This window comes from Niastella vici, from assembly GCF_002077945.1.
Taxonomy (GTDB): Bacteria; Bacteroidota; Bacteroidia; order Chitinophagales; family Chitinophagaceae; genus Niastella; species Niastella vici.
The window spans coordinates 100,480-127,329 of the sequence record NZ_LVYD01000041.1 but is presented as its reverse complement, the minus strand read 5'-3'; the positions used below and the strand labels follow the sequence as shown (position 1 = coordinate 127,329).

General features: G+C 42.8%; 21 protein-coding genes. 11 read left to right on the top strand and 10 right to left on the bottom strand.

Translation table 11 applies throughout. The features are described from left to right. The first annotated feature begins 21 nt into the window (after positions 1-21). Both A3860_RS10150 and A3860_RS10145 read left to right on the top strand, forming a co-directional pair. Positions 22-891 carry an ArdC-like ssDNA-binding domain-containing protein gene (locus A3860_RS10150; protein ID WP_081146563.1) on the top strand — a complete coding sequence of 290 codons (870 nt, stop codon included), beginning with the start codon at positions 22-24 and terminating at the stop codon, positions 889-891. A 330-nt stretch (positions 892-1,221) separates the two neighbouring features. Further along, a complete protein-coding gene (locus tag A3860_RS10145) occupies positions 1,222-1,527 on the top strand; it encodes a hypothetical protein (protein WP_081146562.1) in 306 nt (101 codons plus the stop codon). A gap of 14 nt (positions 1,528-1,541) precedes the next feature. Here the strand turns inward: A3860_RS10145 and A3860_RS10140 are convergent, their stop codons facing one another. Continuing rightward, positions 1,542-2,351, bottom strand: coding sequence for a hypothetical protein (locus A3860_RS10140; RefSeq protein ID WP_081146561.1), 810 nt, complete (start codon positions 2,349-2,351; stop codon positions 1,542-1,544). Between the two features lie 439 nt (positions 2,352-2,790). Between A3860_RS10140 and A3860_RS10135 the strand changes: the two genes are divergently transcribed. From A3860_RS10135 to A3860_RS10110, 6 genes are all read left to right on the top strand, one after another. Next, entirely contained in the window at positions 2,791-3,021 is a 231-nt protein-coding gene (locus A3860_RS10135; protein ID WP_081146560.1) for a hypothetical protein, read from the top strand. Positions 3,022-3,069: 48 nt separating this feature from the next. After that, positions 3,070-4,332 (top strand): monodechloroaminopyrrolnitrin synthase PrnB family protein, encoded by a 1,263-nt coding sequence (locus A3860_RS10130; RefSeq protein ID WP_081146559.1) that lies wholly within the window; start codon positions 3,070-3,072, stop codon positions 4,330-4,332. Between the two features lie 20 nt (positions 4,333-4,352). Continuing rightward, positions 4,353-5,105 carry an alanyl-tRNA editing protein gene (locus A3860_RS10125; RefSeq protein WP_081146558.1) on the top strand — a complete coding sequence of 251 codons (753 nt, stop codon included), beginning with the start codon at positions 4,353-4,355 and terminating at the stop codon, positions 5,103-5,105. 105 nt (positions 5,106-5,210) lie between these two features. After that, positions 5,211-5,807: a hypothetical protein gene (locus A3860_RS10120; protein ID WP_081146557.1), complete on the top strand. Its 597-nt coding sequence runs from the start codon at positions 5,211-5,213 to the stop codon at positions 5,805-5,807. A gap of 23 nt (positions 5,808-5,830) precedes the next feature. After that, entirely contained in the window at positions 5,831-8,956 is a 3,126-nt protein-coding gene (locus A3860_RS10115) for a type IV secretory system conjugative DNA transfer family protein (protein ID WP_081146556.1), read from the top strand. A gap of 132 nt (positions 8,957-9,088) precedes the next feature. After that, complete coding sequence (locus A3860_RS10110) at positions 9,089-10,594, top strand: recombinase family protein (protein WP_081146555.1); 1,506 nt, start codon at positions 9,089-9,091, stop codon at positions 10,592-10,594. Here A3860_RS10110 and A3860_RS10105 read toward each other — a convergent pair. From A3860_RS10105 to A3860_RS10090, 4 genes are all read right to left on the bottom strand, one after another. Beyond that, positions 10,536-11,642 (bottom strand): YifB family Mg chelatase-like AAA ATPase, encoded by a 1,107-nt coding sequence (locus tag A3860_RS10105; RefSeq protein WP_245843507.1) that lies wholly within the window; start codon positions 11,640-11,642, stop codon positions 10,536-10,538. The genes A3860_RS10110 and A3860_RS10105 overlap by 59 nt on opposite strands. Positions 11,643-11,736: 94 nt before the next feature. Continuing rightward, entirely contained in the window at positions 11,737-13,329 is a 1,593-nt protein-coding gene (locus A3860_RS10100; RefSeq protein ID WP_081146554.1) for a M1 family metallopeptidase, read from the bottom strand. A 9-nt stretch (positions 13,330-13,338) separates the two neighbouring features. Next, positions 13,339-14,652, bottom strand: a complete 1,314-nt coding sequence (locus A3860_RS10095) for a MutS-related protein (RefSeq protein WP_081146553.1) — start codon at positions 14,650-14,652, stop codon at positions 13,339-13,341. A 26-nt stretch (positions 14,653-14,678) separates the two neighbouring features. Beyond that, entirely contained in the window at positions 14,679-16,067 is a 1,389-nt protein-coding gene (locus A3860_RS10090) for a dihydroorotase (protein WP_081146812.1), read from the bottom strand. 33 nt (positions 16,068-16,100) lie between these two features. Between A3860_RS10090 and A3860_RS10085 the strand changes: the two genes are divergently transcribed. Beyond that, entirely contained in the window at positions 16,101-17,804 is a 1,704-nt protein-coding gene (locus tag A3860_RS10085) for a hypothetical protein (RefSeq protein WP_081146552.1), read from the top strand. A 321-nt stretch (positions 17,805-18,125) separates the two neighbouring features. On the opposite strand, the gene A3860_RS10080 is transcribed toward A3860_RS10085, so the two are convergent. Both A3860_RS10080 and A3860_RS10075 read right to left on the bottom strand, forming a co-directional pair. Next, the gene (locus A3860_RS10080; protein WP_081146551.1) at positions 18,126-18,914 is read right to left on the bottom strand and encodes a LytTR family transcriptional regulator DNA-binding domain-containing protein; all 789 of its coding nucleotides are present in this window, start codon (positions 18,912-18,914) and stop codon (positions 18,126-18,128) included. 21 nt (positions 18,915-18,935) lie between these two features. Further along, positions 18,936-20,741 carry a tetratricopeptide repeat-containing sensor histidine kinase gene (locus tag A3860_RS10075; protein ID WP_143774041.1) on the bottom strand — a complete coding sequence of 602 codons (1,806 nt, stop codon included), beginning with the start codon at positions 20,739-20,741 and terminating at the stop codon, positions 18,936-18,938. A gap of 305 nt (positions 20,742-21,046) precedes the next feature. Between A3860_RS10075 and A3860_RS10070 the strand changes: the two genes are divergently transcribed. Then, complete coding sequence (locus A3860_RS10070) at positions 21,047-24,163, top strand: T9SS type A sorting domain-containing protein (RefSeq protein ID WP_081146549.1); 3,117 nt, start codon at positions 21,047-21,049, stop codon at positions 24,161-24,163. On the opposite strand, the gene A3860_RS10065 is transcribed toward A3860_RS10070, so the two are convergent. From A3860_RS10065 to ubiE, 3 genes are all read right to left on the bottom strand, one after another. Beyond that, positions 24,087-24,443, bottom strand: coding sequence for a hypothetical protein (locus A3860_RS10065; protein ID WP_081146548.1), 357 nt, complete (start codon positions 24,441-24,443; stop codon positions 24,087-24,089). The genes A3860_RS10070 and A3860_RS10065 overlap by 77 nt on opposite strands. Positions 24,444-24,566: 123 nt before the next feature. Beyond that, positions 24,567-25,313 carry a type IX secretion/gliding motility protein PorT/SprT gene (gene porT, locus A3860_RS10060; RefSeq protein ID WP_081146547.1) on the bottom strand — a complete coding sequence of 249 codons (747 nt, stop codon included), beginning with the start codon at positions 25,311-25,313 and terminating at the stop codon, positions 24,567-24,569. Continuing rightward, the gene (gene ubiE, locus A3860_RS10055) at positions 25,280-26,029 is read right to left on the bottom strand and encodes a bifunctional demethylmenaquinone methyltransferase/2-methoxy-6-polyprenyl-1,4-benzoquinol methylase UbiE (RefSeq protein ID WP_081146546.1); all 750 of its coding nucleotides are present in this window, start codon (positions 26,027-26,029) and stop codon (positions 25,280-25,282) included. Before ubiE ends, porT begins: the two co-directional genes overlap by 34 nt. A 147-nt stretch (positions 26,030-26,176) precedes the next feature. Between ubiE and yihA the strand changes: the two genes are divergently transcribed. Continuing rightward, a complete protein-coding gene (gene yihA / locus A3860_RS10050; protein WP_081146545.1) occupies positions 26,177-26,833 on the top strand; it encodes a ribosome biogenesis GTP-binding protein YihA/YsxC in 657 nt (218 codons plus the stop codon). Positions 26,834-26,850: the final 17 nt, after the last annotated feature.

Sequence of the window (26,850 nt, the reverse complement as noted above, 5' to 3'; positions counted from 1 at the left end):
TCACCAACAAAATCGTTAGTAATGACTACAACACTTGCAACTCCTGTAAAACAGGACGTGCATACTATTGTTACCAACCAGGTAATTTCACAGTTGGAGAAAGATATCATCCCCTGGCACACACCGTGTGATAAGTCGGGTATCCCCCGAAACCTTATCAGCGGTGAAGCGTACACCGGTCTTAATGTCTGGCTCCTGGCATCACTCGGCTATGCACGCAATATTTTCCTGACCAGCAAGCAGGCTCGAAAGATCGGCGCCAAAATCAAGACAGGAGAAAAGGGGCACATAGTTATCTATCGAACGCCAGGTAAGCACCTGCAATATTATAAAGTGTTCAATATCCAGCAATGCAGGAATATAGAAATGGAATTGATACTAGCGTGTGACGAAGCAATGAAACCAACTACAAAATGTGGTCACATTTATGCCCATATGCCAAAGCTGCCAAATGTTGACGTTGGGGGTGCAACTCTTTTCTACAGGTATGATACGGATACCATTGAGTTGCCGGATAACGAGTTCATGACCAATGAGGAAACCTACCACGCCAATCTCTTTTATGCCATGGTACTTTCAACCGGTCATGAAAACCGGCTGGATCGTACCGAGTTCCTGAAGGCAATGAGACCAGGAACACCCAAAATGGGTACCACCGAGGAGCTACTTGCTGAAATGGGATCTTCTTACCTATGCGCATACGCCGGCATTTCTCCAGTTCACCTCCTTTGGGACCGGTTTACTGTCGAAGGATGGCTCTTTCGTTTGCGGACTAACAGCCGATTTCTGGTTGCGGCAAGTATTCAAGCAGAAGAAGCAGTAAACTATATCCTCAATATCACACCTTCTGGCACTCAAATGTGTATGGAAGATATCGAAGATGAGGAATAGTCAATTTATTTTTTAAAGCCTGATTCATTTCAGGCTTTTATTATAAGTAATAGCCTTAATTAACTCTTGCCTCAATGACATTCAATTTTTAGGTTTAATTTTTGATAAGTAATATCAAAAAGGTGAAAACACGGTAAAAATAAGCACTTTTCAAATCTCTGCCGTAAGTGATTGGCTATTAAAGTAAAGCTCGATCTTATGGGTTTTGTTTTTTTACAAAGAAGTAAGTAAAAATTATAAAAATTAGCTCAATAAAAAGCTAAAAATTTTAAAACACGCGTTAAGAGTTATATATTTATTTAAACATTTCTTGTTAGAAATACACATTTTATGAAAAATGAATCTTTGCAACTCAGCGATATTGAGGTAAGAATGTTAGAGGAGGTATTTCAAATCTTTTCAAAATACTCTGAGAAAACCAGGAATTTTGGTATACAACTTATTCACTCGCACTTTCCCTTACAAGAAGATGAAATTCTCTATGAAACTCATGACAAAATTAGTAGAGTAATGGAAGTAAAGCCGGTGAAAATAGGAAGTGTTAGTAATAATTCTTTAGCTACAGCCTGGGACCAAACAGCGAAGGGACATATTAGGGTTGCAATGTTTTGCTGTGATAGCGGTGGCGATGATTAATTAAATCTATTAATCTATGATTTTATAATGAGTTGTGTGTTCTGTAAATGCAACATTAAAAAATCTGCTTTTTCGATATCAAAGAATGTAATTTCTTTACTTTCAGTTTCAATATTTGAAAATTCGATATCTGTTCTCTCAATAATGGCTAAACCTGTTTTTACATTCCTATCTCCTGTATCAACATACGCAAGGTGAATTCTATCAAGTTTTTTTAATTTTCCTTCTTCAGCAAGACCTATGTGACCAATTAAGATTATTTTTCTATGTGAGTTGACTAAATCAATTATAAGCCTATCGTGGTTTGCAGTATTCATTTTACCTTCTTTAAACTCTGCTTTTTCAGTAACACATGTGATTTTATCAATATCACGAATGTTTAGTTTAAAGATATTTATATGGGGGATGTTTTTTTCTTTCGTTCTATTCTCATTCCACGAATATCCAATCCATCCTCCTGTCAGCTCTAATAGCCGAGCATTCTTATTAACTGTTTCATTAGCGCTCAATGAAAGGGTTTCTTCTTTAACATATTCTTTCTTTGAATCATTCCATATTAACTCATATGTAGACTTAATATACGGGTCAATTACTTCAAAAATATAACTAAAGTGTTTTCTACTTATTGTATGTATATGAATACTGTTTTCGCACGCATTAATACATTTACTAAAGGTAGATTCAGAAAATCTAAATTTTTCATTTCCTAGATGGTAATCTACTATCATTTGATAGACGTCCTTTTTTATAAGCTTTTCTTTTAAAACTTCTATTGCTTTCTGAAGTTTAAAGCTTGCCTCTATTTTTAAAGCAGCATCATCCATAGACCGAATACGTTTGGGGTTATTTCTTTTATATTCTAAAAATATATGAAAATTTCATCAAGTTTCAAAACATTTTTGAATGTTATTGAAACCGTAGTCATTGTTAATCACCCAGTTGTTTATATATAATAGCTGTCATAGGAATAAGAAAGCCCACTTAATAAGTGAGCCAAATTATTCGTAAAAAAATCATACCAGCCATTATTAATCTGGTGGTCTTGTAACTCCTTAGTTCTGTCTAGTTATAATTGGTGCAATAAAAAAGCACCAACCGTTTTTAATTGGTGCCCACTGTTAAGAAGAATAGCAGTCTTCTGTGAGTGTCCGTTAAATGTGTATTCCACACACATGTGACGTGACAGGTATTATATAGATATGCAATAAGAATGTAAATACCCCCTCACATAAGGCTGTTCCAATAACAATTTAAACATTCGTTATGGAACAAGCACCTGTATCACATCAGCCAGAAAATATCTCACCTCAACTTCCCTTTGAAGAAGCAGTATGGTCACACCTGACCGACAGGCAAAAAGCACAATTACTGCTTAATAGTACACGAATGCCCGATGCAGAAACATATTTCCAGGATTTTACATCGTGGGAACAGTCGGAATTTATTAATGTACAAAAAGGCAGACACTTCATAAGAAGCAATCTGCCTTTTTAGAAAAATACCTGTTTTTGCAACAAGTACGTTTCTGCGCAACACAAATGTATGAAAGCGAAAACAGGTGTTAAAAACAAATTTTTTAACCTCAAATTTATCTTTCGTATGGAATCTTTTACGCGTTCTTCTATCAACGTCTTTCCAGTTGCACTACAGCAGCTCCATCAGTTTACATTAAATAACCTTCCAATAATAAATGATAAAATTGTCGCTGGAGGTGGGTGTGTTTATGAGATCATTCAGCAAGTAAACAAACCTCTGCGAACTTTGGTAGATACATACCAGTCTCGGACCCTTACACGGGATGTAGCGATTGATATATTGCGTTGTGTTGCCCCTGTTATTAGCTCAATACAAAGGCATTTAGTTACATATAATTATAAACAGGAGCATTTCTCAAATCTTCTTGAGTGCAATATTGAAAATTTTTTGCTTGATCTTGGCAGGGTATCAGGTTTGCCTCCACGGGATTCGGTATATACAACATGGCTCCTTAACGACAATCCGGTATATAGATTTGATACCAATGCTGGGTGGTTATTCTTCTGGAAAGCGGTTCGGCTTACCAATAGCAACTTTCTTGAAGCTAATAAAGCTATCGATACTATTATTTGTCAAAATTGGGCAATTACTTCTGGAAGCGCATTAGACGCAATTGCCTATGCAACCGAAAAAGTTAATGAAGTATTCACGTTTTATCAAGGCTTTGTAAAAGGAGGCATGGAGACGGACTATTTCGCCAATGTCTTTCGAACCTACTTTTTGTCCTATAGAATAGGTGATAAACAATATATAGGCAGCAATGCGACAAATGTAGCGTCGGTTCCTGCCCTTGATTTTAAGATAGGCGTTTATAATGAAAAATATAAAGCGATAGTAGAAAATCGCTTCATTCAATTAGCTCACGAAGATATAATGTATATAAAAACTGCTATGAAGGAACCCTCGCTGCTCCAATTACTTATCGAATATCTAGGATTTGATTACTACGAGTTTGTGTATTTCTCAATTGATGAAATAAGAGCTAAACTTAATAAAGGATTGATTACACCTGATTTTAAGCAAGCATATACTTCCGTAACCAGATTGATAAAAATAGTTGCAAGTTGGTCGAAACAGCATTTTGGGTTAATAAATACATTTTTAGTAAAACAAGCAAACAATGTAGAATCTTGTCCACTTGGATTTACTGCTCCTGCTGTTGAATATACGCATGGTGTCGGTGGTGCTAGCCATGAGGAAACAAAAAGTATAAGAGATATGAGAGCAAATCATTTTTTGATAAAGAAATTAGACGCAATTATTTACTAAGACTTATTAAAGCTTTCGTAATGAAAATACAAAATAATACAATCTTGAACTATCTCAATGAACCAGAAGTATACAGTTTAAAAGCCAATATTTTGGATATAGTAAACGAAAATGGGCAATATGAAGTTGAAACTACAGCCACCCCCTTTTATGTAAAAGGGGGTGGCCAACCCTCCGATATCGGTTGGCTTAAAACAGATGATTTGTCCTTAGAAGTTTTACAAGTGATTTCAAAAGCTGATGGAAAAATATATCATGTTTTAAAAGATGAAAATGTTACAGCATTACAAATTGGTTTTGAAGTAGAATTAATTGTTAATCATGAAATAAGACACAAGCATAACGCGATCCATACAGCTGGCGAATTGATTTGTGGTGCAATTCGAACACTTGGGTACCAATGGGATGTTTCGTCTGCAATACATTATCCTGATAATGCAAGTGTAGAGTATAATGTTGAGCTTAGTGAATTAGAGAAAATTAAATTAAAAGAGAAACTTCAGGAGAGACTATGCGAGCATATTAGTAAGGGCAGTGATGTGCATATTGCAACTTACTTTGATAGAGATTCTGTGATTCAACAATGCGGATATTTTCCTGATTATGTAAATAGTGATATTGGTATTAGAGTTGTAAAAGTATTGGATAATGTCTTTGGACGACCATGTAAAGGAACTCACCTGAAAAACATAAACCTTCTTAAAGAAGTGATAGTGCGGAAAATTAAAAACTCAAAAGGCAGGCTACAAATTAAATATGATACCGTTTTTTAGTTAGGTTTTCTATTATCCTGCTAATTTCCCTTCTCATTATATACGTTCCCTATTTAATAGTTTAATCTGTTCCCTTCTTTTTTCATAACTTAAAAAACGTATAGTATGCGTCACATATTTCTTATAAACACCTCCTTTGGCGCCCTCTGGGACAGTTTAGCTTCAATCGCTATCTGGGTATTAGTTTTTTGGTTCATTGCGCATATATTTCAAAAAATCAATAACGAGGTACCCGAGGCGCATAGCAATGGTTGCCACAGCTTTGATTTTTCATTTTCTTCACTAGAGTTTTATTCCATCCTTGAAAATATAATCAAACAACGGGAAATGCCATCCATTACCATGTCGAGAGTTACGCATAAAGAGGGAGGAATTTTCTCTAGTGATCGGATCTATTTGCGGATCTCGCGCGGGCCCTTGATTTATGATGTCTGTGCCGCACCGTTTGGGAATGGATTTTTTGTTTCCTCTTGGCAAGGAGAAACGCTGGATATATTCAGACGGATAATTGTCGCTCTTCCAGGCATAGGCAAGAGATTGGAAAAAGCGTTTTACTCTAAGACTTATTTTCAAGCAGATACAGATGCGATGTTCCATGGTGGGGTACATTCCTGTTTGAAAAGTGCAATAGAGACGATAACAGCAGCCCATGGGATACGGCCAATCTCTGAAGTGGATAAAAGAGACTTGGTATCTCAATGAAACAATAAGATGGAAGAATAGCTATGAATCAAGTTTCAGAGGAACTAACCTTGAATTTTTATGAATGGGCACGGAGGGGCCAGGGGTGGTTTGTGTATGATACGCCAGTTGATTTTGAACCACCCTTTGCCCCTTATTTCCATGCCACTGTCAGGCATTCGGTACCCGACGATGGCAGACCGGTTTCAATAGTAAGCCGTATTGCAAACTATGTCCTAGACCTGTTCACCTCAAAAGAGATTACTACCATTGAAGCGACTGAAGATGAAATGATTCCGGTAGCATATGCTTCTGAGTATAGTGATATTCCTTTGCGAACCATCGGCGTCACATTGCCGAGAGACTATAAAGTGCGGGCATCAGAAGCTGAACAACTGCTTCTGATGCTTTCCTTATGCAGGTATCCGATCAGTTTTGAAATCGAGGCAACGGAGAATAAGATACATATTCTGTTTGTGTGTCGAGAACCCGATAGGCTGCATGTTGCCGGCCAACTGAAAGCATATTTCCCAGGCTGTATAGTTGATGAACAGGCACGTTCAGCCTGGGATAGCGAAGATGGCGAAGGAATGTTTATCGGTATTGCTGACTTGTGTCTTTCGGAAGAGTTCACGCGCCCGCTCAAAATGACTGAAAGTATTGAGCTTGATCCGTTTATTGGCTTGTTTAGCATATTGGAACACCTTGGCGAGACTGAACTAGCAACAATACAGGTACTTTTTACGCAGACAATTAATCCATGGTCAGAAAGTATATTACGTTCTGTTACTGATGAAAAAGGTGGATCATTCTTTCTTAACGCTCCTGAAATGCCAGCCCTGGCAAAAGAGAAAATATCCAGTCCTTTATATAGCGTTGTTATTAGAGTTATCGGCCAAAGCACGACACTGGAGCAGGCACTAGCAATAGCCAATCATGTAGCCCAGTCGGTAATTAGCAGCACTGCGTCGAACCATAACAGCCTTACCATCTTACAAAGTGAAGTCTACTCATTTGAAGATCGGGCGAATGACTTTATTAACCGGCAATCTCACCGATTGGGAATGCTGCTCAATAGTAAGGAGCTGCTGACCTTGGTACATTTGCCTGGGGCTGCTGTTGCTTCTTCAAAGCTAGAGCGTGACATACGGAAAACAAAAGCGGTTCCAGCGATTGCCCTGGGACATCAATTAGTGCTGGGCATCAATCAACATCAAGGGATACAAAAGGCAGTCACATTAAGTACTGCACATCGCGTAAGGCATACGCATATAATTGGGGCAACGGGTGTTGGGAAGTCGAATATTATCCTAACCTCAGCCGTCCAAGACATCCTTAATGGGAATGGCCTGTTAGTACTCGATCCGCATGGGGATACCATTGATAACATACTGCCCTACATTCCCGCACAAAGAGTAAATGATGTTCTTCTGATTGATCCTGCCGATTCAGAGTTCCCTATTGGATTTAATATTTTGTCTGCTCACAATGATATCGAAAAAGAGATCCTTTCTTCCGATTTGGTGGCCGCATTCAAACGACAGTCAACGAGCTGGGGCGATCAAATGAATAGCGTTCTGGCCAACGCGATTTTAGCCTTTGTTGAAAGTAACGAAGGCGGCACCCTGGTCGAGCTGCGCCGATTCTTGGTGGAAAAAGCATTTCGTGATGAGTTTCTGAAAACAGTTACCGATCCCTCCATTGTCTATTACTGGCAGAAAGAATATCCCCTGCTTAAAAGTAGCTCTATAGGGTCCATCCTTACCAGGCTGGATAGTTTTTTGCGTCCAAAGCTCATTCGCAACATGGTAGCCCAGCGCAAGAGTATAGATTTTCAACATCTCATGGATACCAAAAAAATTATCCTGGTAAAGCTATCCCATGGAATGATGGGAGCGGAAAACTCATACTTGTTAGGCACATTCATTGTCTCAAAGATATACCAGGCGGCTATGGCACGACAGGCTCAGGCACAAGAGAACCGAACTCCTTTTTTCGTGTACGTTGACGAATTTCAAAATTACGCAACCGCGTCTATGGGACACATTCTTGAGGGGACCAGAAAGTACGGTCTGTCATTGACGTTAGCACATCAGGGCATGCGTCAGTTGGAATCCAATAGTGAACTGGCCAGCTCAATCATTGCCAATGCCGGCACTCGTATTTGTTTTCGACTTGGTGAAACCGATGCGAAAAAATTTGCGGATGGCTTCTCATATTTTGATGCCCAAGATTTACAAAATTTATCTATCGGTGAAGCAATAGGAAGGATTGAAAAATCAGAGAATGATTTTTCCCTTACCACATTCCAATTGCCTGCTTCAGAAGTACCGAAACTTATAAAAGATCAGATAATTGCATTCTCTCGGCAAACATATGGAACGCCAAAGCATATTGTTGAACAGGCATTGGCCGAAAGTATGCAAACGGCTCACCAACCAGCCGATCCGGCACCAAAACCACCTATAGTCAAAAGAACTAAAGAAGAAGATCTACCCCCACACCCTACAGAACCCGCAGAGCCAGCAGTACCCATTGAACCCATTGAGTCAGTACAACAGAAAGAGAAAAAACCGCTACCAAAATCCTTTATACAACCCATACCGGCACAGATACAAGAAATAACCCAAACATCGGAAGTAGAAAAATTCAAACAAGCGCATGAAGAACGGCTGCATGTTTCCCTTCAGAACCGAATTAAGCTCATGGCTGAGCAACGAGGTTTCAAAGCTACCCTAGAAGCACCTACCTATACCCGTACTGGATTTGTCGATGTCAGTTTGGAAAGGAATAACAAAAGGATCGCCATCGAGATTTCCGTTACTACATCAGCTGCTTGGGAAATGAATAACATAAAAAAATGCTTAGCGGAAGGATACGATACTGTAATTGCCTGTTCTCCCAATACTAGAACTCTTGAAAATATCCGCACTCACATTGTCGCACTCCCAGAAACAGACAGAGCCAAAATAGTAGTTTTTAACCCTGATGCTCTCTTTGAATATTTAGATACCCTGGTGCAAGCAGATGTACCAACAGAAGATACCATGCAAGGTTGGCATGTAAATGTGAAACTTAGAACTATTTCAGATGAGGAAGCGAAGGGAAAAAGCACTGCGATCAAACGTGTATTAGCAAGCACACCCAAAAAGAAGAAAAAAGGCACCTAAAATGTGTCTTTTTAGGCATAATCCCCTGTCTTATATTCCCCTCCAAAGCCTGGAATACTTTATATAAACGCACATTAAAAATGCAGAGCCATATTCCGCTTTGCCATTGTCTTACGCTTAAAACCAACATTCATGGACGTAAAAAAATCAGTCGGTATTTGGGTACGGGTGAGTACCGATATGCAAGGTGATTCCCCAGAGCATCATAGAAAACGGGCCGAGTATTATGTGCAAGCAAAAGAAGGCTGGGAAATACAAAAAGTCTATCAGCTTGAAGCCGTAAGTGGTAAAACGCTTGTTGATGTTCCCGAATTTAAGCAGATGCTATCCGACATTAAAAAGGGTATCATTACCGGCCTTATTTTCTCCAAACTTGCACGTGTTGCAAGGAACACCAGGGAGTTATTAGACCTTGCTGATTATTTCCGGCAACATAATGCCGACCTCATTTCACTTGAAGAGTCAATTGATACCAGTACCCCGGCTGGGCGTTTCTTTTACACATTAATTGCCGCAGTGGGCCAATGGGAGCGAGAGGAAATAGCTTCCAGGGTGGCTGCGAGTGTACCAATCAGGGCGAAGCTTGGCAAATCTACCGGCGGTGCTGCCTCATTCGGCTATCGGTGGGAGAGTAACAAACTGGTGCTCGATGAAAAAGAGGCACCGATACGAAAATTGATGTATGAGATATTTAATAATTGCAAACGGAAAAAAGCTACGGCGGCACAACTTAACAACTTAGGATACCGAACTAGAAACGGCGGATTGTTTACTGACACCACAGTAGACCGCCTCATACGCGATTCATCTGCTAAGGGAATGAGAAAGGCGAACTACACCAAAAGTCGTGGTAAAAAGAAGCATTGGGATTTTAAAGACACAAGTGATTGGATTCTAGTGCCTTGTCCCCCAATTGTATCAATAGGTGTTTGGAATGAGGCGAATGATTTTTTGAATGCCCAGCAAAAGAAACGGCGCAAGCCTGGGCGGTTGACGGAATATTTATTGACGGGATTTGTCGAATGCACCTGTGGTAAAAAGATGTATGTCTTCCATGAGACGCGAACCCCATACTTTGCCTGCAGAACTTGCAACCACCGGATTGGCGTGTCTGAGCTTGACGAAATTTATCACGCCCACCTTAAAATTTTTCTGTTTTCTGATGACGATATTTCAAAAAATCAAATTGAGGCTCAAATATTTCTTGATGAAAAAATCGCGCTTTTTGAAATTTCAAAAACAGAAACAGAAAAGTTGGAAGAACAAATGAATGAATTGGTCTCAATGCGGACGAATAGAGAATTATCACCAGAAGATTTTACCATCCATTACCAGCCAATTAGAACCCGTTACGCAAGCCTCAAAGATGCCCTTCTTGAATTAGAAAGCGAGATCGACGTGCTGAAAGTTCAATTGGCGTCGGCTGATGTTGTAATCCAAGAGGCAAAGGACTTATTTACTCGGTGGAATGTATTAACATTTGAACAGAAGCGTACTATTGTAGAACTGATTACAGATCAGATAGTTATAGATAAACACGAATTAACCATTGCATTAGCCAAACTACCCACCCACCACCCTAATTCTTCTTCAAATTCAAATGGTGGAAATAAGCAACACAACCCCAGGGATTCATAGCCGATATCAACATAAAGCTGGCCGGAAAATCAATGGCTACTTTGGCCCGGCTGATGGTTACCCGCCGTTCTTCCATTGGTTGCCGCATAACTTCCAGTACACTGCGTTTGAACTCGGGCAGCTCATCAAGGAATAATACACCGTTATGGGCCAGTGAAATTTCACCGGGCTGGGGTATACCTCCCCCACCTACCAACGCCACATCACTGGTGGTATGGTGCGGCGACCGGAATGGCCTTTTGGCAATCAACGTGGCATGGGCGGGCAACTTGCCTGCCACTGAATAGATCTTGGTGGTCTCTAAAGCCTCTTTTAATGAAAGGGGCGGAAGAATGGTTGGCAATCGTTTGGCCAGCATGGTTTTGCCAGCGCCGGGCGGACCAATCAATATTGCATTATGACCGCCGGCGGCCGTTATCTCCAATGCCCGTTTGATATTTTCCTGTCCTTTCACTTCGCTAAAATCAAACTCAAAATCTTCCTGACTTTGAAAAAATTCTTCCCGCGTGTTTATTGCCACCGGTTGCAGACTGTTCTCGTTATTTAAAAAATTGATCAGCTCGGTAAAATGTCCAATGCCATACACGGGCAGTGCGTTCACCATACCGGCTTCGCGGCAATTCTGTTTAGGAACTATCAATCCCCTGAAGCCTTCCTTGCGGGCAGTAATGGCGATAGGCAGGGCACCTTTTATGGGATGAATGGTGCCATCGAGATTGAGCTCGCCCATGATCATATAATCTTTTAGTTTACCGGGATCGGCCAGTTGATTGTTGGCGGCGAGAATACCTATGGCAATGGCCAGGTCAAATGCAGAACCACTTTTCTTTATATCGGCAGGTGCCAGATTAATGACCAGTTTGGTGCGGGGCATCTGGTACCCGTTAGTTTTTATAGCGCTTTCTACCCGTTGCAGGCTTTCCTTTACTGCATTATCGGGCAGGCCAACAATATAATAATGCGTGTTGCCCGGCATTACATTCACTTCTACCGTAATGGTGATGGCTTCCACACCATATACGGCACTTCCATACGTTTTGACAAGCATGAATAAAGTTTATGGTTATCCCGCGCATACGCGGTATGGAAAGATAGTGAAAAATTATTATTTGTTTGCTGTCAGCTACCCGCCCCTGAAGGGGTTAATTTATTTCTTTTACGCTGCCTTCAAATAACAGGTTTATGTTGGGATCGGCTGTAATGGCAGCAGGTTTGGCCGATACGGGGATGTTGAAATGTGTTTCCCGGTCTTTAATGAATACCTGTTTGGTTAAGTTGTTACCGATCAACAGGTCGAGCGGGAACTGGAAGAGCTCATTTTGTTGCTGTATAACAGTGATGTCTACGGCCTTTTTACCGGCATCGTATTTCCATTGTATCTGCAGTTTTGGCTGGCCGGCTGTAAATAACCATTGATGAAAGAATTGTTTCAGGTTCTTCCCCGATACTTCTTCCATGGCTTTGCAAAGATCGGCGGTTACCGCATTTTTACCGGCAAAGCGGGTGTAATATAGTTGAATACCTTTCCAGAAATCTGCATCGCCCAATTGACGGCGCAACATGTGTAAGGCCCAGCCGCCTTTCTGATAAGAGTTGGCGTTCAGCAACTCCATATAATTGGTAACGGATGAATCAACCACCGGCCGCCAATTCTTTCTGGCAAATTCAATTACCTTGATCCGGTCCTTCGCCAGCATTTTTTTTGCGGTATCAATGCCGTATTTATGTTCGAAGTACAAAATGGTCATATAGGTAGCGAAGCCTTCGCTTAACCACAGATGGCTCCAGTCGGCTTCGGTGGCCATATCGCCAAACCACTGGTGCGCTATTTCATGCGCCAGCAGCGATTCGCTTTTACGGGTTCCGGTAATGGAAGCATCATCAGAATAAAAAATAGCGCTGGCATTTTCCATACCACCGAAAATGGTAGTGGATTCAACATTGGCCAGTTTTTTAAAAGCATAGGGGCCAACGTTCTTAATATAATAGGGAAGAATGTCTACTGCAAGCGCGTAATCATAAAATCCTTTGTCTTTTTCTTCGGGATACACCCAGCTTGACACGGGAATGTTTTGCACGGTGCCCGATTGCTGCACCGCAAAATCGGCTACCCCTATCACCATGATCTTGGTCGACAATGGGATGGTTTCCCTGTAATGGGTGCGTTTTTCCTGGTTGCCTGTAGTTGTATCGGCTGTTTTAATGCCATTTGAGATTACCTGATAATGTGCGGGGGCGGTTACAATAAAATCTACTGCTGCTTTATCGGCCGGATGGTCAACGCAAGGCAGCCAGTTACGGGCGCGGTTAGGCCAGTTATCGGCAAAAATCACCCGGTGGCCATATTTGTTTTTGGTAATGACGAGGCCATCTTCAGGAATGCCTTCGTAAGAAATAAGGATGGTTTTTTGTTCCCCGCTTTTAACTGTTGCCGGAAATTGAATGGCCACCTGGTTGTTGGTATGGGTATAGGTGAGGGGAGAACCGTTGTCGGTGACCTGCAGTACTGTCATTCCCTTGTGGCTGTTATTCTTTGAGATCAGGTCGAGGGTAATGGCATTTGTATCCTTTATGAACAATACATCCACCGCTGTATTCCCTTTTATAAGATCGCTTGTATCGGTAAGCGTTATAGAGAATTCATAGTGCTTTACATCTATTGCAGCGCCGGGTTGCTGGGCGGGCGCAATGGCCGCCATACAGATTGCCATGAAAACCAGCAGTGTCTTTTTCATGGCAGCATTTTACAACTTTTCCAACATATCAACCACTTTTTCTCTTTTCAATATCAGATAACCCAGGCGATCGTTGCTGATGCCTTCCCGTAACTGGTAGCTGAACTCGAGCTGATCGTCCTTGACCGAAGTTTCAAAATAGCGGAAAGAAATATTGGGATATTGTTTTAGTTCATCGCCAATTTCGTATAGGTGGGTAGATAATATAAACAGGGAGCTTTTAATTTTTATCAATCCTTTTATGACCGCAGAAGAGCATTTCATGGCGTCCTGCACATTGGTACCCTTGAACAATTCATCAATAAGCACCAGCCATTTACGGCCATCGTTAATTTTTGAGATGGTATTTTTTATACGCTGCACTTCATTGAAGAAATAGCTTTCTCCCTTAATGATATTGTCAACCACATTGATATTACTTAACAACCCATCAAAAAGGGTGAGGCGCATAGACTGGGCCGGTACACCCATTCCCAGATGGGCGAGGAATACAGTGCTGCCTACCGCTTTAATGAAGGTGCTTTTGCCGGCCATATTGGCGCCTGTCATGAACAGGAAGTTGTTATCGGGACTTAGCTTAACATCGTATGGGGTAGGGGCTTGTAACAGAATGTGGTACAGGCTATGGGCATCGATATGGGGTTGCGGATGGTCAATGAACTCAGGGAAACATAAGTTCAAATTTTTTATGGCCACGGCCATAGAATACCAGGCATCAATGCGGCTGTATATATTAATAAGTTCCAATGCTGATAATCTGAATTCATCCCTGATATAGCCCCCAAAGTACAGGGTTTCGCGCCAGGTAAATTGGATACCGCGTTCCCGCTCGCGCAGTTCAATTAGCACCGGTTTGTTCATGAGGTCGGCGGCGCGGCGAAGATAGGAGCGTATCATGAGCGGTGCCCTGTCATCATCCAGTAACTGTACAAGCCGGGTCATCCCTTTTAAAAGATCAGCAAAATGCGAAATGGAATAACGCACCAGCGCAAAATCGGGCCCATTAAACAATTTGTAAGTGAACGCATGTAAAAGGTTCGCATTGGGTATGGCATCTACATTGCTGTCGTAGAACTTTTCAATGACCATGAGGGTGCCATTGGTGATATCGTTGGGCCACTGGTCAATATTTTCGATGATCGACCTAAGTATCTGTTGGGTATCCAGAATAGGCCGCAGTTCACTGAATGGATTGCTGAAGTATTTTAACAGCCAGTCGCGGCCCTGTGAGGTACGGGTAAAGCAAAGCCTGTGGAAAATTGAAAATTCTTCCTCATGCTGAAATACTGACAGGTCGTTATAGGTGGTATTGTCCAGTTCCATGAGTCTACTCCTCTTGTTTTCGTAAGTTACCGATTAAATAACAATCGTTCTCCCTTATTAGATTCATTCCACTGTCCGTTTCCATAAACCAGATTGCCATTTACAAAAGTATGGGTAATGGCTGCCGGGAAATTAAACTGCTCCAGGGGGCTCCAGCCGCATTTATACAATATATTTTCTTTTGTGGCAGTGGTAGTTGTATTCATGTTTACAATAACCAGGTCGGCCTTATAACCTTCCCTGATGTACCCGCGGTCGGCTATCTGGTAACAGGTAGCTACAGCATGGCTCATTTTTTCAACTACTTTTTCCAACGATATCCGTCCTTCCTTTACGTAATGCAACATCAGCAGCAGGCTGTGCTGAACGAGGGGGAGTCCGGCATGTGATTTTTCGTATGAACCGGCTTCGGCCGGTACGGGGGTAAGCAAACCGGCGGCATTTCTGCTAACATGTTTTTCTTCCAGCGTATGCGGTGCATGATCGGTGGCAATCACATCTAACCGGTCATCAAGCAGTGCCTGCCACAGGGCCTCGCGGTTATGGGGCGCTTTGATGGCGGGATTACATTTAATGAGGTTACCCAGTTGGGCATAATCGTTGCTGGTAAAATGCAGGTGATGCACACAAACCTCGGCCGTGATATTCTTTTGCCCCAGGGGTTTCATATTCGAGAACAGCGCCAGCTCTTTTTCTGTACTGATGTGCAGAATATGCAGGCGGGTGTTGTATTTCTGGGCAAACTGAATGGCTGCAAGCGAGCTTTCAAAACAACCATGCTCATCGCGTATCAATGGATGGTCGGCCGGTTCCAGCACGCCTTTTTCTTTTTTCAGCCTTTCAAGATTGGCCTTGATGATCTTTTCATCTTCGCAATGGGTGGCTATCAATAGCTCGCTTTCCTGGAATATTTTATCGAGCGTGAGGTAGTTATCAACCAGCAGTCCGCCGGTAGAGGAGCCCATAAAGATCTTGATGCCGCATATATCTTTTTTACGGCTATTTGTTTTCAGGGCTTCTGCAGCATTGTCGTTGGAGGTACCCATGTAGAATGAGTAATTAGCCAATGCGCTATTGGAAGCGATGGTATATTTTTCTTCGAGCAGTTCCTGTGTAAATACCGGTGGCATGGTATTGGGCATTTCCATAAACGAAGTAACGCCACCTGCCACGGCAGCTTTCGATTCGGTATAAATGGTAGCTTTGTGGGTGAGACCCGGCTCACGAAAATGAACCTGGTCGTCAATGGCGCCGGGTAATAAATGCAACCCCTCGCCGTTAATTTCAGTAACTAATATATCTGGTTGAATGCTACGATCGATCTTCTCAATGCGGCCGCTTTTTATTAATACATCCCGTATGGCCGACACCCCTTCATTAACGACCATTATATTTTTTATCAGGTAATTTTGCATATCTTGAAAAAATAATATTTTTAAATACTGACCATGCAATATATTATAAAAACTATTGTCCCTTTATTGTTTTTATTATTTCCGTTCGCGTTATTAGCACAGTCAACGTATTTACCACAGGGCAGTAAGCATCAGCCCTTTTTGAACCGTCTCGAAATACTGCTGCAAAGAAATGATGATCTTAACCTTGCTACTGTAAAACCACTGAGCCGTAAAATTGCCGTTCGTGCTGTGGAATATGCCGATTCCCTGCAAAAAGCCGGTGGTAATTTTCTGTCGCGGGTTGATGAATACAATCTGCGCAGTTTGCTGATGAACAATTCAGAATGGGTGACCAGTACAGATACCAGCGATTTCTATAGTAAAAAAAGCCTGTTTAACGTCTTTTATAAAACAAAGGCCAATATGCTGGAGGCGAATGTAAAGGATTTCTTCTTTGCAGTGAACCCGGTATTTCAGCAACAGCTTTCTACCGAAAGCAGTTATTCGGGCAACAGATTATTTGTGAATACAAAAGGTGTTACCCTGCGGGGGCTTATTGCAAAAAAGCTCGGATTCTCTGCTTATATAACCGATAACCAGGAACGGGGGCCGTCGTTTGTGCAGGATAGAATAAACCAGTTCAATGCAGTGCCGGGCAATGGCTTTTACAAGCCGTTTAAAAAAACAGCTACCGATTATATTGATGCCCGGGGTTCTATCAACTTTACTGCCGCCAAATACCTTGATTTTCAATTTGGATATGATAAAAATTTTATAGGTAACGGCTATCGTAGTTTATTCCTGAGCGATTATAGTAATAGTTATCTGTTCCTGAAGATCAATACCCGCATCTGGAAGTTCAACTACATGAACCTGTTCACCGAAATGACGCCGCAAACTATTGATATCAATGCAGGCAATAAAATACTCGATAAAAAATATACAGCCATGCATCATTTAAGCATGGATATTACCCCATGGCTGAATGTTGGTGTTTTTGAAGCGGTGGTATTTGGCCGGAAAAATCATTTTGACTTTACCTATTTGAATCCCGTGATCTTTTTACGGTTGGCCGAACAACAGAATGGAAGCGCCGATAATGCATTTGTTGGTATCGATGTTAAAGCCAACGTGGCAAAACGTTTCCAATTCTACAGCCAGGTATTGCTCGATGAGTTTGTGTTGAAAGAAGTTCGGTCGGGCAAAGGCTGGTGGGCCAACAAATTCGGTATACAGGTTGGTGGAAAATACATCAATGCCTTCAGCGTGAAAAATCTCGATCTGCAGGGCGAAATAAACCTGGTACGGCCATTTACTTATTCGCATGAAGACAGCGTGGCGAATTATACGCATTATAACCAGCCTTTGGCGCACCCTCTGGGGGCTAATTTTGTAGAAGCTATCGGCATCATCCGCTATCAGCCGCATCCTAAATGGACTACCACAGCCCGTCTTATTGTATGGAAACAGGGCACTGATACTGCTAACTCCAATGTGGGTACAAATATTTTTATAGTTAATTCATACCGCCCATCGGGCGATTATGGCTATAAGCTGCCTAATGGTCCGCGGGCAACAGGCGTAAATGCGCAATTACTGGTGTCGTATGAGGTTAAGGAAAACCTGTTCCTCGAAGCTTCGGCCCTTATCCGCAACCTGAATTCGGGCGGCGTTGAGAGCATCGGAAACAGGAACGCTTCCATATTTACAGCGGGTATACGTATGAATATGTTCAGGCGGGAATATGACTATTAAAAGTGAGTAGTAAACGAAATTTCTTATAAAAGAAAATGCAGGCGGCATAATTGCCACCTGCTTTTTTTCATCGGTGATACACCGACCGGGTTATAGGGTATCACCATTGGAACCACCTTTTTAGAACACCTGTTTAATATCAGAACTCCTGTACAAAAGAATTATAACCCCGTTTATGTTGCTTTTTCCTTTTTTGACTTACGGATAGTGATCAGGGTGCTAAGCTACCCTTCAAATTGATATGGGAAGGCCGTTTGTATGTAAATGACCTGAATTTGTATGTGAACCCGGGGTTAAGTGGGGGAGAGGGACCGGCTATGGCTAGCTGAAATCAAAATGCTTCAAAAACTCTTCTTTATAATTCCTGCCAATGGGTAAATGCTGTTGGTTGATCTCTATTTCCTGCTCATTGAACGATTGAATGGCGTTGATGTTCACTGCATAAGAACGATGTATGCGCACCAGGGCCCTGTAGTTGATCTTTTCGAGCAACTGGTTCAACGATAATCGCAGCAGGAATTTTTTATCGGTGGTAATAATGGACGTGTAGTTATTATCTGTTTCAATATATAACAGATCATTGAGCTTCAATTTTACGAAAGCATAATTGCTTTTTACAAAAATGTGATCGTTCATTCGCAGGATCATTTCCCGTTCGGGCGAAGCGGTATTCCTGCTGGTATCTTTATCAAGCGGAATGATCTTCCCGGTGGGGGCCTGTTCACGCGAAACGGCAAAATTGTTGACGGCGAGGTCAATGGCTATGCGCACATTGGTAAGGTTATAAGGCTTTGATAAAAATGCCGCCGGATGTGTTTGTTTTATGCGGTCAATGGTAGCCGAATCGGTAAATGCGGTTAAATAAATAATGGGAACTGCTTTTTGTTTTAGTATTTCCGTCGCTGTATCAATGCCATCTTTATCGCCAATGATATTCACATCCATCAAAACAATATCTATATCATTTTCATTAAACAGCTGTTGTGCCTCTTCGGCATTATCGGCAATACCGGCTATATGATACCCGTCCCGCTCAAGGCCGCTGGCCAGGTCAAGCGCTACAATGCTTTCATCTTCTACTATTAATACGTTTACTTTTTCTTCAGCCATAAGTATTGAATTCAAACTGCATTATGCAGCCTGTTTGGGAATGGTAATAAAAAACTGGGTTCCGCCATCAATTGCCATGGCCTGCTGCGCCCGCAGCTGCTTGCATAATGCCGTTATCAATTGCTTGCCAAAAGAATTCTTCTTTTGCTTCCACTGCTGTTCATTAATACCAATGCCATTGTCCTTAATAGCGCAAACCATTTTTGTTTCTTCTTCTGTGAGCATAATGCTGAGGAAGGGGCGTTTACTATCGTCATAGGCATACTTGAGGGCATTGGTCACCAGCTCATTGATGATAAGTCCGATCGGTAATGCCTTATCGATATCCAGCATTTCTTTTTCTACAGTAATGTGCAGGTCAAAATCATCCCGGCTAAACCCATACGACGATACCAGCGATTCGGCCAGGTCGGTAAGGTATTCTTTCATATTTACTGCGGTGAGCGATTCGGTCTTGTACAGGCGCTGGTGAATAAAGCTCATGGCCTGAACACGTTGCTGGCTTTCTTTTAATACCAGCACGGCTTCTTCATCCTGCACCTTATAGGTTTGCAGGCTTAACAGGCTGCTTACGATCTGCAGGTTGTTCTTAACCCGGTGATGCAGCTCCTTCATCATTATTTCCAGTTTGTTTGACTGCGCAGCAATTTCCTGCCGTTGTTTTTTTATACGATGGTACAACCACATCATACAGGCTGCGAGCAAGGCAAATACCACCAGCGCCGAAACCAGTAATACGATCTGTTTGTTCTTTGCCAGTGATTCGGTATGCAAGCGCCGTATTTCCGATTCTTTTTTCCCTGTTTCATATTTGGTTTGCAGGTCAATGACCTCGTTCGTTTTTGCCACGTTGTTCAGGGAGTCGTCGAGCTGGTCGGCCAGTTTATAAAAATACAGGGCCGAATCGAAGCGGCCGGTAGCGGCAAAAGCATTGTACATGGAGTTGTATGCATTGCGAAGCCTCTCCGGCCGATTGAGCAGGCGGGAGGTTTCGAGCATTTTACGGGAATAGGCAAGCGCCCGGGCCGGTTGATTCAGCTTTTGATAGGCGAGGGAAATGTTACCGTAATTATAAGAGAGGCTCGAGAGGTTATGGCTTTGTTTATTCAGCTCTTCGGCTTTGAATAAATAGTCAAGCGCTTTATTATAATCTTTCAGGTATTCGTTATAAACCTGGCTAATGTTGTTGTATAATTTGCTGATCAGTTTTTTGCCTTTTCCCGATCGTTCAACCATATCTACCGCTTTCATATATACTGAAAAGGCAGTGTCATAATATTGTTTACGGCCATTTGTTTTGGCAATATCCCGGTATTGTATACCGCACTGGTTCAGGCTTTCAACCATGCCCGCTGTATCGTGAATGCTGTTAAACAGGTCGTATGCATGTTTGCTGAAACCAATGCCTTTGTTGATGTATTCCAGCGTCTTGTTATCGCCACCCATGTCTTTATACACCTGCGACATTTCAAGGTAATTACCAGCGGCTGGTCCTATGGCATGCAGTTCTTCATAAACTTTTATTCCGTGTTGCAGCTTGTTTATAGCATTGGTGTACTCGCCTTTCAGCCTGTAATAGGCTGCCTGATGTGCTTCTGCTTCGGCCTCACCAGAGCGAAATGACAGTTGCCTCGACAGGTCAATCGCCAGTTGAGCGTAGTAGATAATGGAATCGGCACTGGTTTGGTAAAATGATGCCGCAAGGCTATTGAGGAGTTTCACCTTGTTCGAATCTTCTGCGTGTGCATGAAGTTGCTTTCTGAGGCTATCCTGTTTTTGCTGACGATCCTGTGCATGCGCAGTTGATAAACTGCAAAGCAGTAGCAAGCAAACTACTTTCAGGTATGTTCGGATACAAATCAGGTTGAGAGGGTTTGGCTGCAAATTTAATAGAAAAGCCGGTGGCCTGTTTATTTTTTAATATGTACTCATATTAAGAATTTTTAAAAAATAAATTGTGTTGTTTACACTTGATTTTTAAAGAGTTAGGGTTTTAAACAGTCGCAAATTCGCCTAAGTGTATCCATTTAAATTAATCTAAAGTTAAATATGTAAGTATTAATATGTATAATTGTTCCTGATTTAAAAAATTGATCTAAAGACCCTTTTTAACCCCTAACACCCAATGCTCTATGAGACCCGCGTTGCTGTTCTCTATGTTCCTGTTATTATTAACAGGGATCTCTCTTGCACAATCACCAGGAATTATTGTACGCCCTGCAGCAGGAATTGGCAGTACGCCATTGAACCCGAACGGTGATGGATTTAGTTCCTCCTCAACCAGCGGCTTTATAAGCAGCGATATCACCGAAAGTGAAGTGCCTTACAAAATTGTTCCGCCTTCCTTTCTGGAACCTACCTCTGACCTTATGCGGGGCCCTTCAGAATTATACAGCGATCTGGTGCGCCAGGTGGACGGAAGTGGTTTTTATATTTACAACGACGGTACCAACCTGTTGTTCCGTTTGCGATTGGGAAATATAATCAGCGGTTCAAAGGGATATAGTATATTGATCGATACCGATGGTAAAATCGGCAGCACCGGTGCTTATGCCGATCCTAACTACCAGGCTGCCACTACGGGCATAAATGGCAATCCGGGATTTGAACTTGAAGTAGTACTGGAAACAAATTTCAGAGTGGCTGTTTATAATGTGGATGGCACCAGTAACCCGGTGAAGCTCGACAGCTTTGGAATCAACACCAATTCACAAATATCCATTGCGCTTTCCACCGTATCGGGCACACCTGATTATTTTTATGATTTTTATGTACCCATCAGCTCATTAGGTATCACGGCTTCTACACCGCTACGCATGGTTGCCACAACCGTAATGGCGCCTAAACCTGCCATTGGCGGACCAAAATCAGATATATATGGGGTGAACGATGGCCTGTATAATAATGATTATATGAAAAGCTGGGAAGCTGCTATCAGCAATACACCAACATATACATTATCGAACATCAACAGTGGCGGTAGTGGGGTTGGAGCCGGTTGTACAGCTGCTCCCACATTGACCAGCCCCATTCAGGCCGGCAGTGGTATAACTGTTTCAGGCAGCTGGACGGCACTTGATGGAACCAAACCGGCTTTGGCAACCATTACATTGTATATAAACGGCGTGGCTTCTGGTACTACAACGGCTACTTCGGGAAATACCTGGAACGTAACCGGCGTTACAGTGAACGCAGGCGATGTACTGTATGCAAAAGCACAGGCCACCGGTGAATCAATGTGTCTTCAATCGAACAACGTACAGGCGGTTAGCTGTTCACCAACCAATACTACCAGCACCAGCAGCCTGGCTTTTTCGTGTTTAACCCGAAAGGGCATGAGCGGAACAAGGCCGGCCAATGCAGCGGTGCGCATTTATACAGTTACCACGAGCGGCTTTACCTTACTGGCAACTGATGCCACTTCACCGGCTGTAACTTATCCCACCTCAACCACCTGGTGGTACGATGGTACCAGTGCCGGCGGCGCCGATCCCTGCAGCAGTACAACCAACGATATGCCTAATAATATGAGCTTTGCCATTACTGCTCAGGAATCTGCAAAATGTGAATCAGGACCGGTCTTCGATTGTTTAAACCTTTCTCCTGCCAACACACCAACCATTACCCAAACCAATGTATATACCAGCACTACTACTATTTCAGGTGCTATTGCCAGCGGGGCAGGCGCCACCGTTCGGTTGTATTTGAATGATAAATTGAATAGTACTGTCACTGCCGATGGATCGGGTAATTATACTTTCAGCAACCTGGTGTTTGCACAGGGCGATGCATTGTATGTGATTGCCCAGCTTTCGAGCAGTTGCGTTAGCGCTACTACATCGAGAACCGTTACCTGTTATACTGAGCCGCCATCTATTACCACCGATAACAATGGTAATTTGGCTGCAGGAGCCACAACCATTACCGGAAAATCGGGTGAAAATGCCGGTACCGTAGTAACCGTTCTGGAAAATGGGGTAAGCAAAGGCACTACTACCGTACAATCAGATGGTACTTGGAGCCTGGCTTATACGTTAATATCCGGAAAAAGCTATACAGCTACCCAACAATATGGCACCTGCGCCATGAGCAGCGCTTCTACTGCTGCCACTGCGTTGGCCACAACTACAGTTTGCCCAACTATAACAGGAACCTATAAAGCGAGTGATAACACTATAAATGGAACTTTCCCCAGTTCATTTACCGGAAAGGTTCGCCTGTATCTCGATGGCGTATTAATAGATTCTGTCGTTGTAAGCGGTGCTACCTCATGGAGCATACCTGTAAACACCAGTTATTTAAATACTTTATATGCAGGCGGGGTGTTAACTGTAACCTCCCAGGCGAGCGGTGCTGCCGAAAAAACCGATTGCAGCTCAAACGCTACAATTGGTTGCCCCACCACGGCAATACCATCCATAACACCTACCTCTTCTACCATCTATACCGGTCAATCGGTGACCTACGCTGTAAGCAATTCTGCATCGGGGCTTTTATATGCAGTAACCAGTTCAGCCAGCAGCACTACCAACTATGCAGTGTCAAAATGGGGAACCGGCAGCAGTTTATCGATACCTACCAATGCTTTTACTTCGGCGGGTACATATAATGTACTGGTTAGTGCTGTTTCTTTTTCAGGGGCAGGTTGTTTAACCAGCTCGCCGGCCACTATTACCGTGAATATAATTTTACCGGTTACCTTATCTTATTTCACCGGCAGTTATGTTGATGATCAGTCGCAGCTACAATGGGAAACATCTATGGAAGACCAGGTTGATCATTTTGCTGTTGAACGCAGCGACGATGGAAGGGTGTTTGCCGAAATTGGCGCGGTGAAAGCCACCGGTACCAGCACTGCCCGCAACAAGTATGCCTACACAGATAGTAAACCGGTTATCAATTATGCCTGGTACCGTTTACGCACCGTTGATATTGATGGCAAAGCCCGTTACAGCAATACCATCCGTTTAACCAATACCATCAGCCACATAAGTGTGTTGTCGGTAACGCCCAATCCGTTCGAAAATGCGGTTCGCGTACAGGTGTATTCCGACAAGGTAGTGCCCACCGCCACGCGTATCCTTGATCTTACAGGCCGGGAGTTGTATAGGGTCAATGGCATTCTTTCTACAGGGAATAATAATATTTCATTGAACCCGCCTGCTTCACTGGCTAATGGCATTTATGTGCTGCAGCTGATTGCCGGTAATGAAGTGGTGTGGACGCAGCGGATACAGAAGGTGAAATAGTTGAGGCAAAATATCTTACATAAAAAAAGAGGCTTATCGAATGGTAAGCTTCTTTTATTTCCAGCTGCACAGTGTTCCCATTGGCGGTAAAGGCGCCGTGGGGTATGCGTATCACCGCCCCATGCCGGGTAATCAGCGTGGTGTCTTCGGTAATATCGATGCTGAATAATTGTGCCGGTAAATTGCTGGTGCTCAGTAATGGGTTTTTTATTTTATTGCCCTGGTTACAGGCGTATACAATGGCCGCCAGCAGGCCAATAATGAGCAGGGGTTTTCTCATATAAACAGGTTATGTGATAGTTAAGATAGCTGAGACGTTTAATTGCATAAATTGTTACAACAATTAATACAATTAAAGTATACCTCAGGCTGATTGCCCCTTTTACCTATGGCCTTTGTTACATTAACCTTCAAATATAAGCGAGAATACGATCATGCGTGAATTCAGCTTGTCAATAGCGCTGGAATATTTCAGGTTTGGATCCCGTGAGTGAATGTTTGAAAGCCCGTTGCTTACTTTTATTTCGGGCGAAAGTATAAATACCGGGAAATAAAAGTTGAACCCGATGCCCGCTTCTACCCCGAAATCGTATTTTTTCAGCTTTATCAGATCTTCCGCTTTACGGGCAGTGGAGTTGGAAGCAAGGTCATACTCAATTTTTCCGCCACCAAACATGTATACCCGGAAGTTTCCGATGCGGTCGCTGCGGAATTTCAGGTGCACGGGCAAACCAAGCAAAATACTTTCAACCCGTTTGGTCATAACGGCCGTTTCGTTCTTGTTGGGGTCGGGATATTTTACATGATAAATGAGATTCTTATACGCAAATAATAACTGTGGGAAAATGGCGCGTACTTCAAACCGGGGCGAAAGGCGCAGGGTGTGCATACCGGCCAAACCAAACCCGCCGGTGCTCAGGGGGTCAACCACCATTACGCTGTCGCTCGCCAGAAATGAGGGATGCTGGCTTACCTGGAACCGGGAATTATTATAAATAAGTCCGATACCCAGATAATACTTTTTAGTATCGTGGTCAGGAAGATTTAAGTCATCTCGCAATTGAGCGCTTACCTGTTGTGAGGCGATCATAAGCATTAGCCCTGCTGCCCATCCTTTTAACTGGCTTTTCTGCCGCAATAAATTGTACATATTCCTAAACTCAGCCGTTTTAGTGAGGTATTTATAAACCCAACTTGTTGTAAAATATGTAAAAATGTTTCGCCTTCGGGAAATGCTTTAACTGATTGATTTAAATATTGATACGCGTCTTTGTTTTTTGAAAGCCATTGCCCCGCACGCGGTGCAATGAGGTTCATATACAAATTGTATAAACTTTTAAAGCCCGTTTTGCGGGGCTTCGAAAATTCAAGGATCACTACTTTACCGCCAGGTTTTAATACGCGGTACATTTCAGCAAGCCCTTTTTCAAGGTTTTCGAAATTCCGCACGCCAAAAGCCACGGTAATGGCATCAAACGTGGCATCAGGAAAGTTTATTGCTTCGCTATCGCCCTTTAACAATTCTATTTGCTTAGATAGCAATAATTTATCAATTTTCTGGCGCCCTAAATTGAGCATACCTTCCGAAATATCTATGCCAATTATTTTTTCGGGGTGCAGGTATTTCCATGTCATAATGGCTACATCGGCGGTGCCGGTAGCCACATCGAGCACCATGCGGGGTTGTATTTCTTTCAGCTCACCAATGGCCCGTTTGCGCCACGATACATCGATACCGCCCGATAAAAAGCGGTTCAGAAAGTCGTACCGGAAGGCAATTTGATCGAACATGGCCGCCACCTGCTCTTTTTTGCTCTGCTGCGAATCATTGAACGGCACTATTTTATCGTGTGAATATTTTGACATGGGCGGCAAAGATAATTAACTGTTTGTAGTTTATGAGGTGTTGTTTGGGCGGAACTGCTCCCTGAAGAACCGGACCCTGAAGGGTGCGACGCAACAGAGCCGATAGTAGTAATTAAGCTGATAACCTAAACTATTCTATCTTGCAGCATGATCATTCAATCAGCCACCTACCTCATCAGCAGTCCGGATTACACCAAATGTCCCAAGCCCGACCGGCCCGAGTATGCCTTCATTGGCCGCAGTAACGTGGGCAAATCGTCGCTGATAAACATGCTGTGCGACAATCATAAACTGGCTAAAACCTCAGGTTCGCCCGGAAAAACACAATTGATCAATCATTTTGATATAAAAAGCCTCCCCGATGGCGAATCGCCCAGCGGAAGCCGCAACGAGGCCTGGTACCTGGTCGACCTGCCGGGTTACGGGTTTGCCAAAGTGTCGCAATCGCAGCGTAAACAATGGGAAAAAATGATCGAAAATTATCTGCGCAACCGCGAAAACCTGATCAATGTATTTGTGCTGATCGATAGCCGGCACAGTCCCCAAAAGCTGGACCTTGATTTTGTAAATCAGTTAGGCGAATGGGAAGTGCCGTTTTGCCTGGCGTTTACAAAAGCAGATAAAGAAACACAAAAAGAGGTGAGCAAAAATGTAAAGGCCTTCCTCGATGCCATGCGAAAAACCTGGCAGTTCCTGCCCCGGAATTTTGTAACCAGCGCCGAAAAGAAAATGGGCCGTGATAAAATGCTGCAGTTTATTGAAGCCTGTAATAATGAAGCTGCCCAGGCAAAGAATAACGGGTAAAATATTATCAGGTGTTT